Source organism: Ancylomarina sp. YFZ004 (genome assembly GCF_054254355.1).
This window is the reverse complement of sequence record NZ_JBTCHQ010000003.1, coordinates 228,028-240,383: the sequence shown is the minus strand read 5'-3', so window position 1 is coordinate 240,383 and position 12,356 is coordinate 228,028. Positions and strand designations below refer to the sequence as shown.

Genomic DNA, 12,356 nt, shown 5'->3' with positions numbered 1-12,356 from the left:
GCTGCTAGCTTGCAGGTTGGGATTTTATGAATTTATTTGAATTGTAACTGTCTTAGAAAACATATCGAACAGATAGCGCAAAGCCATCGCCCCATACACCAGAATATCCAACCAGATTGAAGGCAGGTTTCCAGTCTACACTTAAATTAATAGGAATCTCTCTGATATTATATTCCAGACCTAAAATACCATCTAAACCAAGTACAGTGTAGTCTTCACCATCATCACCCCAGTGAGCATGATCACCATCCCAGAAGCCGAGGTGAGCACCAAAACCATAATACCAGTTAAAACCAGGTTCGTTGAAGGCACGAGCATGAATTTCGTATAAACCTGTAAGATTTACACCTTGCCATCTCGATGATATGATCCCTTCTAAAGCAACATTGTTTCTAATAAAGTGTTTTATCGTCAGTCCATTTGCAGAGCCACCTCTAATTCCAATTCCCGTACCATAATCTTGAGCCTGAGCAAGTGTGCAAACACAGAATAGGCTTACAATTAATAACAGTTTTTTCATAATTTTCAGTTAAATGTATTGTGTGATGTATAAATGCAAAAATAAACAATTTTGAATCCTTAAGCATAAACTATTTGATGGTAAAAATATTGTTGGCTATCTTATCTTTTTCTTGAAAAAAATAATTTATCAGGCTATTTAATTACAAATCCCGATCTGCATCAAGCAAATCGGGATTCAAATATTATAAAGGTGTATACCTAAATTTTAATTCTGCAATAGGTGTGGGTATTGTTTATTTCTTTTCTGGAATGACAGTATTTTAGAATTCTGAATAATGCCTTTCTTTATTTCGATAGCTTTTGAAATTGGGTCGTTTTCTTCCCAGACTTTCGATCCTCCAATAATAATAGGTAGAAATGGGAGTATGGCTTCTGAAATTTCCCATGATGCAGATTGCCAATAATAACTAGGACTATGATCGACTGAATAATAGTATTTGCCTTCAGATTCAAACATAGGGGCTTCAAAAGTAGTCGGTTTAGCACACCAAAAACCCATGTCTTCATCGCAACTGATATCGATAATAAGGGTGCCTTTCATTAATTTGTCTGAATCCTCTTTTGGGACAAACATGATAGGATGTTCCGTATCTTGAAGGATACCATTTACAATGATATCTACATCTGACAAAACTTCAGAAAAGGGAAGCGTACTACCGTCAGGTTCAACTGAAAGCAATTGACCTGAGTCGTCATTTTTCATTTGTTTGAATGATATACCCGGCAGTTGATCACTCACATCAGTTGATATTCTATTGGTATAAACGGTTATGTCTTGAATACCTTGACCTTGTAAAGCATATACAGCACCTCGACTAACCGAGCCAAAGCTTAGTACAACTGCCTTTCTTGATTTACCATAGTGGCCCGCAATTCCAACAAGACTCAATGCGTGATTGACTCCGGCATAGCCTGCCATTTCGTTGTTTTTATAAAAAACATGCATGTTCTTATCACCTGAATTGCTCCAGGTAAACATTTCTTCCCAGGCAATGAGGGTTAATTTTCGATCGATTGAGATCTGTGTGATATCTTTTTGTTGTACACAATGTGGCCAACCCCATACAACAGCACCTTCTCTTACTTGAGATAAATCGGATGCTAATGGTTTAGGCATGAGTACACAATCAAAACTGTTCAATATTTCTTTTCTTAAAGCAACTCTTCCTGATGTGAGTTGAGCAATAGTATGATCATCTACGCCAAATCTTAGGCCATAGCTTTTTTCAAAAGTCATTTGTTTTCGTAATTCGATGGGAATACGTTCAATGTGTTCTGGATGAATTGCAACTCGTTCTTCATTTTCTTTTAGTGAGCTGCCGACGATGCCGACAGTTAAAAGTTCTGACATATTGTAGTTGTTGATTACAGAATTTAAAAATTTAAATCTGCTTCATCTGGTATATCTTTGATACCAAACATTTTCTTACATTGTAATGACATCTATGCATTGTGCATAGGGTAGAGGTGTGTTGGAGGATTACTTTTAAGTACGCTCTACCTGTCTTAATTGAGGTGATATTTTAATGTAGAATTCCAAAAGTAATCAATTTATTATATTTTGTTTAATAAATATTAGTTTAAATTAATTATTATTAGGAGATTATAGGGAGGTGTAATATTCTATTGATCAAAACTTATATTTTCTTTCTGAGAGTACGTATACACTATTTTACTGCATAAAAAAATCCCGACCTGCTTGAAGCAAATCGGGATTCATTATATTTTTAGAAATGAGATTTGATTATTTCTTAGGCTGATCTTTTTGCATTTCTACATAATCAGCAGACGATCTGAAATCACCTAGCAGATATTTACAGAAGTATTCTCCGCGTATCCAGAAAGAGTACTCACTCATATTACCGAATCCATGACGTTGGCCAGGGTATAAGAAGAAATCGAATCGCTTATTAGCCTTAATTAAGGCGTTTGCCATTCTGATACTATTACCTGGATGAACATTATCATCGATATCACCTGTTACAATCATCAATTTCCCTTTTAGGTTTTTGGCCAGGCTAGGGTTTGTGTCAATCTTGTATTGGAAAGTGGTGTCGCCTTTTTCACTCACAACTTCTTTTACACCATGGTGTGTTTCACTCCACCAACGGTTGTAAATAGTGTTGTCGTGGTTACCAGCTGCTGATACAGCAACCTTAAAGAAGTCAGGATAAACCAACATCGCAGCTGTGGACATAAATCCACCACCTGAATGACCGAAAATTCCGACCTTATTAACATCGATGAAACTGTGTCTGTCAGCTAATTGCTCAATACCCACTTTTTTATCTTCCAAACCATAATCTCTTAGGTTACCGTAACCGTAGTTGTGGTACCACTTAGAACGTGCTGGATGACCGCCTCGGTTACCTATTGTAACAACGATGAAACCTAACTGAGCCATACGATCAGCTCTATCCATACGAGTAGAGAAGCTCTTATATACTGCTTCGGTTTGAGGACCTGGATAAACGTAAGTCAAAATTGGGTACTTCTTATTAGCATCGAAATCGAATGGCTTATACATCACACCATAAATATCTGTAACACCGTCGCCAGCTTTTACTTTAAAAGTTTCTGGGAACTTGTATCCAGTTTCGAATAAACGTGCTAAATCGGTTTCTTCAAGTTTCATCAATTTAGTTCCTTTGGAGTTGTAAAGCTCAGATACAGGAGCAGAGTCAACTCTCGAAGAATTGTTCACGAAATAATGAGTTTGATCGTTCAAGTTTATTTTGTGATCAAAATCACCCTTATTAAGAAGCTTTAAACCAGTACCATCAAAGTTTACACGATAAAGGTGTGAGTAATAAGGATCTTCACCTTTTTCGCGAGCATTACCTGTGAAATATAGAACACGGTTCTTTTCATCTACACCTTGAATTCTATCACAATGCCATGCACCTGAAGTGATTTGCTTCTTCATTTTCCCAGCCTTGTCATAAAGATAGAAATGTGCCCAACCATCACGTTCTGACCAATGAATCATTTCATTGCCATTATTTACTAGTGCAAATGGACTTCTTGATATATAGGTATTCAAACGCTCTTCGATAAGGATGTTTACTTCACCAGTTGTGGTGTTAGCAGTACAAATATCCACACGTTTCATATCACGACTTGTGCGCTTAAAGTATAGCAGGTCGTTACCTTTATTAATCCATTTCGAGAATTTCACCTCATCAGCTTCGTTACGCTTTTTTCTTGGGGCTGTTAAAATCGAAATTGTCTGATCTTTGAAAGCATTGGCTTTCAATTTAATAGATTCTTTGGTTTCCCAATCAAAAACCTGAAGTTCGTATTGAGGTGCTTCTTTTTCACCCGGCATATGGTATTTATAGCTTTCAAGTGTAGGACGACCCTTGGCTACTGAGTTGATAACCCATAGATCTTTCACTTCACGCTCGTCTTCACGAGTTAAAGCAAATTTCTTTGAATCAGAAGAGAAAGTCACGTACGCATCTTTTCTTTTATCTTTATTCTCTAACTTCTCTTTGTTTGTTTTACCATACGAGTTGGTTCCATAGCAATAATGCTCAACACCATCTGTAGTCAACTCATGCTCTACAATAGTAGAGTCTTTCTCATTTTTTTGAGCCTTCTTGTAATTCTCAGCATCCATCCAATATAGGTTGTGATGCTTAGCGAAAATAACATACTCCTGGTTAGGCGCTACAGATGCCCATTTTTTTTGCTCAAGCGGTTTTTTAAACTCATCAAGAAGATTAAGTTTTTTCGAAGCTAATGTGTATTCAAAATGCCACACTTTATCAACCATTTTCTTTTTGGCATTTTCCTTTTTATCGCCATCTTCATCTTTCTTCTCTTCTTGCTTATCGCCATCTTCATCTTTTTCCTCTTCTTCAACCAGTTTACTCTTTACCTGAAACTGAATCGCTTTTTCGTTTTGGATGAATTTAAGCTTACTGATGTACATGTGTTGTGCATCAAATGGATCACCAGTTAAACGGCTCATATCTGCAGCCATTTTTACGCCATTAAATAATTCGCGTTTGCTGCTCTTTACAGGATCGACCAAATTGTAGAACTGGCCTTCTGAAGTACGGTAAGTGTACCAGAATTTTTCTCCACCTTTAAGCCAGTGTGGTCGAACACTGGTAGAGAATACCATTTTTTTTAATCGGTTTGGCGAAAATTTTGCCGCCAATTCGAAGTTTGCTTTTGTCACAGGTACTTCCTGTGCAAATACACCTAATCCCATTATAATTAATAGGAGTGTGAGTAGGTTTCTTTTCATGTTTGTTGATTTATTGAGTTGTCCAATCCCTCTAAAGTGAGTGATTCTCATTTAAGCCCCCTAAAATAGATAACTGGGCAACATAAAACACTAACAAAGTTCAATTTTCGATAAATAAGATGATTGGCGGGATGTAATGGAATTAATTGATGAGAAATTTTGAATCTGGTGTCCGAAAGGGGATTCTACAATTACCCTTTATCAGGAGATCGCAGAATGTTTATAAACGGCTAATTGATACCTTAGTATGCTGTTTATTTAATTTTAAATTGTCTGATTAGGAAAGAAATTAATGAGTCATCTAAGCTACCAATCGGTATTAATGTTTTTTTATGTGAAATCAATAAAGTATTAATACTCTATATGGGTATCTAAAAAAAATGAAATTTTAAACCAGCTAAGTAGGTTTACTCATCTGATTAAATGTCAGATGAGTAAGTTTTTTTTTAGTATATTCTCCAGGCAATTAAGCCTACTAGAAATAAACAACAATAGATTGAAGCCGTTATTATAGTAAGGATTCGTGAAGATCTGTTTATGTGCGCTTGCCTTTTTATAATATATAAGGATAAGCTCAAACCAATTAAAGGAAGTAAAATTGCTACCATACTAATTGTTGGTGATACAACTGATGCTAAAAAATCATTGTTGAGTAAATCAGGATTTTTAATGATTCGATTTGCTGAATCAATACCTTTAGGGTCTAAGATTGCCAAATTCCAATAAGGAATTCTTGATGTTGTTTTAAGCAATGCTTTAAGAACATGCATACTGGCTGCAATGGGTAATATAGCTAATACAAGTTGAGTAAAGGCACTTTTCCAATTTTCATTAGCGACTAGTCTTTTTGCAAAGGCTAAAAAAGAGTAAAATGCCAACGGGAATATAATAAATAAGATGATTGCTTTTATTGTACCATTAAAATTCGCGGGCACTTGAAAAGCTTCATTAGCATACTTAGGTAAAGCCATCAGAATTTTCTTACTAACAGCCCATTCAGAAAGGATTTCATAAATAACAAAAGCACTTACCATCATAAAGAATGTGATTTCTGGCCATGACAGTTTTAAGCTTTGATTTAATTTGAATCCAGACTTTGGTTTTTGAAATACGACATTATTATGAGGGCAAGCTTTAAAGCATTGACCGCATAAAATACAATCACGGCCATCTTTAATTGTAGCAGGATATAAGCCCGAAGTGCAAGATCGTCCAATAAATTTATACTGGTTTATTTTGCTTATACAGTCTTTAGTTTTACACGTGTAACAAGTATTAGAATCAATTACACCTACTTTTTTTGGAGATAATAAGGAATATAAACCTAATAAATGACCAATAGGACAGATATAGGTGCAAAAGGTTCGTTTTTCATAAATGAAACCAATTAGCACAGCAATTGATAATAATACAAGCATATAGATTGCCATATACTGTGGTATTCTATGAATTGCCAATGTGTGAATGCCAATAATTAAAATCAGAGCATAAAATAAGGTAATTAACCAGCCTGACTTAATCAATTTTCCAGGTTTCTTTCTTAATCCAATTTTACTAAAAAAGGATGTAATGAGTTCCATAGGACAGATACTACACCAAAAACGTCCTAAGAAAATGGCAGTAAGAATAATTAAAGGCCACCAATAAGACCAGATAACGAGATTGGATAGATTGGTATTTCTAAGAATTATTGCAAATTTTGGATTGTGAGTCGTGACACCTATTCCTCCCAAAATTAAAAAAATAAAAATAAAAAGGGTGAAAAATTGTAGACCTGCGAGCAGGTATTTAGACTTAAGGATTCTATTAATCATTATTGTTTTTTAAAATTAAACGTATCGATATAGTTTTACTGAATGCAGTAAATTAGATGTTTAATTAAAAAAAGGAGGGGCTTTAGAAGAGTAGGTATGTATAATGAATAAGATACTATTTAAAATTTCCGCAAGGATGTTGTAATTATCTATACAGGAGGGTGTTATGGATTCTTGGTAAGCCTTCTCTTGGGAAAAGAGTTGAATGCTAGTATGGCAAACGGTTGATATATCGTCAAGATTCAATTGATAAAAGGAAGTGTGTATTTTATCACTCGTTTCGTCTTCATGCTCTGAATGATCATTCTCTCCTGAAAAATCGAGTGTAATAAGACCATCTTTTTCATGATGGGTATGGGGTATCGCTTTTTCTACTATTTGTCCTAGATAAAGAACAAAGATTAGAAATGAGGCATATTTTAGAATCCTATTCATGTGAGTATTTAGCTTGAGCGACCAAAATTAAGCTTTTGACCCAGTTTCTTAAGATAGGTTTAATCTTTTTCGATAAGAATTGAATTTATCAGGATGAATACTGATTTATATATGAAGAATGTCATTAAAAATGCCGAGTTTGAATAATTATAACTCGGCATTTAAAATAGTAGAAAAACATCTTTTATAAGATGTTTTTTCCATTCAAAAAGAGTTGGTATTTAATTTCAACACTTGTTTTCATTGTAATAGAAACTGAGCAGTATTTTTCAAAACTTAAGGCTGCCGCTCGTATAACTTTATCGGCTGGAATATCACCTTCCAAATAGATTTTAAGTGTCATGGCTTTAAAAGGTTTTGCCTCCAAAACGTCGTGAGTTTCACCTTCTATTTCAACAGAGTAGGATTTTATAAGCTGACGCTGTTTCTTTAGAATATTAATAATGTCAATAGCAGAGCAGCCACCAACACCCATCATCAAAAGCTCCATTGGACTAGATCCCTGAACGTTCTCAACGCTTGAGTTATCCATTAATACAGGTACGCCACTTGCGCCCTTAGCCTCCATTAAATACTCGTCGTTTATTCTTTTAATACTTACTGTCATTATGAGTCGATTTATATTTTATTTAGTAATTGGTCTGTATTTAATATTTCAGCAAACTCATCTTTTAGATTGGCTAGAGTCGTTTGATGTATTATTTCTGATGTGTATTTTTCACCGTGTATACCAACACGGTCGAAAGTTGCTGTTGCATCTTCAATCAGAATTGTTTCAAAGCCATAGTTGCCCGCCATGCGAGTGGTCGTCGATATGCAATGATTGGTTGTAAGGCCAACAATAACTAGGTGTGTAATACCTTCATTATCTAATCTCTCTTTCAGATCAGTACCAATAAAACCGCTGTTTACATTTTTAATGATAACAGGTTCGCCATCTACAGGTTTGACTTGGTCGCATATTTCGAAACCAGAATGAGATTGATGTAGTAGAGAGTTTGGATCTTGTGAACTATGAATAATGTGATAGATGGGTAATTCTAGCTTTCTCCATTTAGCAAGAATTTGTGCTGCTTTTTCTTCAGCATCCTTATTATTTCTATTGCCACCCCAATAGGCTTCATCATCAAATCCTTTTTGAAGATCGATTAATAATAGAGCGGGTTTGCTTTCTCTTAACTTCATGGCTGTTATTTAAAAGGTTAAAAGTTTAACTATTTCTTCTCTGGAATAAGTGTATTGATCAGATTTTCAAGTACTGGGTTCATATTCATATTATTCCAAACCATTTTTAGTGTTGTTCTTTGTGGTATCTTATTCAATTCTATAAATTTAATCCCCATATCGTAGCCTAGCTTTAGCGAAGTGGGGACTATAGCCACTCCAAACTTATTTTCAACTAATCTGAAAATAGAACTGGCATTAACAGTGTAGTGTGATATAAGAGGAGAGAACTTACTGTGATCGAATATCTGCATCACTTTCTCGTGATAAGATTCACTATAAGAGGAATCAAAAAGAATAAAGGACTCATCCTTAAATTGAATTAAATCCTTAAAGTTAGACTCGTCAAGATTATGATCCTTAGGAAGAACCAGTGAGAAAGTATCTTCAAAAATTGATTGAATATTTATCCCTCTGGGGACACGTTCCATTCTTACGAAACCCAGATCAATTTCCTGATTAAGTAGAGCTTGAATCTGTTTATCGTTGTCCATCTCGTTTAGATTAAAAAGGACATGAGGATGTTTACTTTTATATTTTAAAAGGAGTTCAGGAATAACCTTTTGCATGGCTGAGCCCACATAGCCCAATTTTAAATTCCCATCCATACCATCATTCAACAATTTGGCATGGGTTATAATATCATCTAGCCTATTGAAGGTATTTGTGAGTTCCTTCTGAAGATATAGACCTGCTTTAGTCAATTCGACTTTTCGATTATGTCGCTCGAAAAGACTAATACCCAGATCATTTTCCATCTGTTTAATCTGACGACTCAGGCCAGGTTGCGATATGTACAGGCGTTCTGCAGCTTTTCTAAAGTGTAGATCTTTGGCTAAAGCCAGGAAGTATTTATAATGTCTAAACTCTATTTGATTACTCATGGTTATCAATTCTTGACAAAACTAGTCTTGTTAGGTATCAAAACTAAGAATATCTTTGCAATAATAAAATTTATAAAGAGCAGCCTTAAAAAAGTTAGTAAACTTTTAAGGACAAAAATATTTAGTTTGAATCAATAATTCAAAAAGTATGACATTTCAAGAACAAATTTTGCAAGGTATTCCATCTGAATTACCAGCAAAGAAAGCTTATCCAAAGGATGCTAATAGAGCACCTAAGAGAAAAGATATTCTATCAGTTGAAGAGAAGCAATTAGCAATTCGTAATGCTTTACGTTATTTCCCAAAGCCTTGGCACAAGGAATTAGCTACTGAATTTGCTCAGGAATTATTAGACTTTGGTCGCATTTACATGTACCGTTTTAAGCCTGAATATAAGATTTATGCTCGTCCAATTCAGGAGTATCCTGCTAAATCTCAACAAGCTGCAGGTATCATGATGATGATGCAAAACAACTTGGATCCAGCAGTAGCTCAACATCCAGAAGAGTTGATTACCTATGGTGGTAACGGTGCTGTATTCCAAAACTGGGCGCAATACTTGCTTACTATGGAGTATTTAGCGACAATGACTAATGAGCAAACATTAAATATGTACTCAGGTCACCCAATGGGTCTTTTCCCTTCATCTGCAGGTGCTCCTAGAGTAATTGTTACGAATGGTTTAGTTGTACCTAACTACTCGACGCCTGATCATTGGGAGAAATTTAATGCATTAGGTGTTTCACAGTATGGTCAGATGACTGCTGGTTCTTTCATGTACATTGGCCCACAAGGTATTGTTCATGGAACAACGATTACTGTGATGAATGCATTCCGTAAAATCTTGAAAAAAGGAGAGACACCTGCTGGAAAGATATTCTTAACTGCTGGTTTAGGTGGTATGAGTGGTGCTCAGCCAAAAGCGGGTAATATTGCTGGATGTATCACTATTGCTGCAGAGGTGAATGCTAAGGCGGCTACTAAGCGTCATGAGCAAGGTTGGGTTGATGTATTAGTTGATAATATGGATGACTTAATTACTCGAGTGAAACAAGCTCAAGAAACGAAGGAAGTTGTTTCAATAGCCTTTATTGGTAATATCGTTGATGTTTGGGAGCGTTTCGATCAAGAGAATATCTTTATCCACATTGGTTCTGACCAGACTTCGCTACATATTCCATGGACAGGTGGTTACTATCCAGCTGATACATCATACGAAGAGTCGAATCGTTTGATCCGTGAAGAGCCAGAAGTATTTAAAGAGAAAGTACAAGCAACATTACGTCGTCACGCAGGTGCAGTAAATAATCACACAGCTAAAGGAACTTATTTCTTCGATTATGGAAATGCATTCCTATTGGAAGCTTCTCGTGCCGGTGCTGATATAATGGCAGAAAATGGCATTGATTTCAGATACAAATCTTACGTTCAGGATATCTTAGGCCCTATGTGTTTCGACTACGGTTTCGGACCATTCCGTTGGGTTTGTGCTTCAGGTAAGCCAGAAGATTTGGATCAAACTGATGAAATTGCAATGCAGGTTCTTCAAGAGATCAAAGAGAATTCTCCAGAAGAGATTCAATTGCAAATGCAAGATAACATCACTTGGATTAAGGAAGCTAAGCAAAATAAAATGGTTGTGGGATCTCAGGCTCGTATTCTATATGCTGATGCTGAAGGACGTTCTAAGATTGCTGAAGCATTCAATAACGCTATTGCATCAGGTAAGATTGGTCCAGTTGTTCTGGGTCGTGATCATCATGATGTAAGTGGAACTGACTCACCATACAGAGAAACCTCAAATATTTATGATGGTTCTAAGTTTACCGCTGATATGTCTATTCACAATGTGATTGGTGATAGTTTTAGAGGTGCGACCTGGGTATCTATCCACAATGGTGGTGGTGTAGGTTGGGGTGAAGTTATGAACGGTGGTTTCGGTATGTTACTTGATGGAACTCCAGAAGCTGATGCTCGTCTTAAAAGCATGTTGTTTTACGATGTAAACAATGGTATTGCACGTCGCTCATGGGCTAGAAATGATGAAGCTATATTTGCTATCAAACGTGAGATGGAACGTCGTCCTGACCTAAAGGTGACTTTGCCTAACCTTGTTGAAGATAATTTGTTAACTGACCTTTTCTAAGATTAGTTTTGTATAAATAAAGGAAATGGGTTCAGATGCGTTCTGAGCCCATTTTTTATATCTATCATTTTGGTATTGAGTTAATCGTTAGATGCAGATTAATTATGATCTGGGATAATTGGAATAAATATAAAATCATATTTTATCAGTGTCAGTAAGCTTAGATATATTGTAGTAAAAAAAAGAATTTGGATAAGTTCAGACCCTATATCTTTAAACATAAGTTCAAAACCATAATAGAATGAAAAATGAAATGAATCTCATCCAAAACTATGGATGAGATTTTTTATTAAGGATGGATATAAATAGATGTATATAAAGGCTGTATAGTAGGTATTCTCTAACTATCTTTTGATAAAATAGTCGTAAATTTATAGGAGCTTTGATTGATATGAATTGATAAAATAGAAAGGATATTCAGCTAATATTTAAAACAATGAATATTCAAAGACAAAATTTAATGAAATGGCTGACTTTGGCATTGATGATATGCCTAATGTGTGGCGTGAATTCGTGTAGTAGTAGCAGTAATGGGGACGATGATGATGATGTTATTATTATAACATCACCTTATGTGGGTACTTGGGAGCGTACGGATATTGCTGGACTTGAAAAACAAGTGATGGTGATTACTGAGAGTAATTTAGAAATGACTATAAAAATCTATGTTGAAGATGTATGGATAGATTCTATAGTTGCTGAAGCTAGTTTTACGGTGAATGGTAATACTATTACGCTTACTATTAACAGAATTGGTATGCTTAATGATGAAATGACAGGTTTTGATTACTATACCCCTAATGATAGTGATTGGGATTTGATCTTAGAAGGGGAGTTAGAAATTGATGAAATTTTCATAATTAAGTTTGTAGTTACTGGTAATCAACTTTTGATCATATCAGATGATAATGAAGATGGTGTTTTTGATGCTATTGAAGAGGGGGAGACCTTTACTAAAGTTTAGCAGAATAAAATCAGTATTCGATTATTTTTTTAGAAATGAGAAATGTGCTCAGAGATGTTCTGAGCACATTTTTTAGTTTACGGCTTATGCAAAAGCAATTAGATACAGA

At 35.4% G+C, this 12,356-nt stretch carries 10 protein-coding genes; 2 read left to right on the top strand and 8 right to left on the bottom strand.

From position 1 onward, the window contains the following. Nucleotides 1-52: 52 nt before the first annotated feature. The 8 genes from ACXR6G_RS06585 to ACXR6G_RS06550 all read right to left on the bottom strand — a co-directional run bounded on the left by ACXR6G_RS06585 (nt 53) and on the right by ACXR6G_RS06550 (nt 9,137). Nucleotides 53-520, bottom strand: a complete 468-nt coding sequence (locus ACXR6G_RS06585; protein WP_458360617.1) for a hypothetical protein — start codon at nt 518-520, stop codon at nt 53-55. Nucleotides 521-727: 207 nt separating this feature from the next. Beyond that, on the bottom strand, nt 728-1,873 hold the full coding sequence (locus tag ACXR6G_RS06580) for a N(5)-(carboxyethyl)ornithine synthase (protein ID WP_458360616.1): 1,146 nt from the start codon (nt 1,871-1,873) through the stop codon (nt 728-730). 393 nt (nt 1,874-2,266) lie between these two features. Then, the gene (locus ACXR6G_RS06575) at nt 2,267-4,780 is read right to left on the bottom strand and encodes a DPP IV N-terminal domain-containing protein (RefSeq protein ID WP_458360615.1); all 2,514 of its coding nucleotides are present in this window, start codon (nt 4,778-4,780) and stop codon (nt 2,267-2,269) included. Nucleotides 4,781-5,226: 446 nt separating this feature from the next. Beyond that, on the bottom strand, nt 5,227-6,594 hold the full coding sequence (locus ACXR6G_RS06570; protein WP_458360614.1) for a 4Fe-4S binding protein: 1,368 nt from the start codon (nt 6,592-6,594) through the stop codon (nt 5,227-5,229). Between the two features lie 60 nt (nt 6,595-6,654). Continuing rightward, on the bottom strand, nt 6,655-7,029 hold the full coding sequence (locus tag ACXR6G_RS06565) for a hypothetical protein (RefSeq protein ID WP_458360613.1): 375 nt from the start codon (nt 7,027-7,029) through the stop codon (nt 6,655-6,657). Between the two features lie 184 nt (nt 7,030-7,213). Beyond that, entirely contained in the window at nt 7,214-7,636 is a 423-nt protein-coding gene (locus tag ACXR6G_RS06560) for an OsmC family protein (protein ID WP_458360612.1), read from the bottom strand. Between the two features lie 11 nt (nt 7,637-7,647). Continuing rightward, nucleotides 7,648-8,214 (bottom strand): cysteine hydrolase family protein, encoded by a 567-nt coding sequence (locus tag ACXR6G_RS06555; protein ID WP_458360611.1) that lies wholly within the window; start codon nt 8,212-8,214, stop codon nt 7,648-7,650. A gap of 29 nt (nt 8,215-8,243) precedes the next feature. Next, on the bottom strand, nt 8,244-9,137 hold the full coding sequence (locus ACXR6G_RS06550; RefSeq protein WP_458360610.1) for a LysR family transcriptional regulator: 894 nt from the start codon (nt 9,135-9,137) through the stop codon (nt 8,244-8,246). Between the two features lie 148 nt (nt 9,138-9,285). Between ACXR6G_RS06550 and ACXR6G_RS06545 the strand changes: the two genes are divergently transcribed. Together ACXR6G_RS06545 and ACXR6G_RS06540 are read left to right on the top strand one after the other, a co-directional pair. Continuing rightward, nucleotides 9,286-11,283 carry a urocanate hydratase gene (locus ACXR6G_RS06545; protein ID WP_458360609.1) on the top strand — a complete coding sequence of 666 codons (1,998 nt, stop codon included), beginning with the start codon at nt 9,286-9,288 and terminating at the stop codon, nt 11,281-11,283. A 436-nt stretch (nt 11,284-11,719) separates the two neighbouring features. Further along, nucleotides 11,720-12,247 carry a hypothetical protein gene (locus ACXR6G_RS06540; RefSeq protein WP_458360608.1) on the top strand — a complete coding sequence of 176 codons (528 nt, stop codon included), beginning with the start codon at nt 11,720-11,722 and terminating at the stop codon, nt 12,245-12,247. Nucleotides 12,248-12,356: the final 109 nt, after the last annotated feature.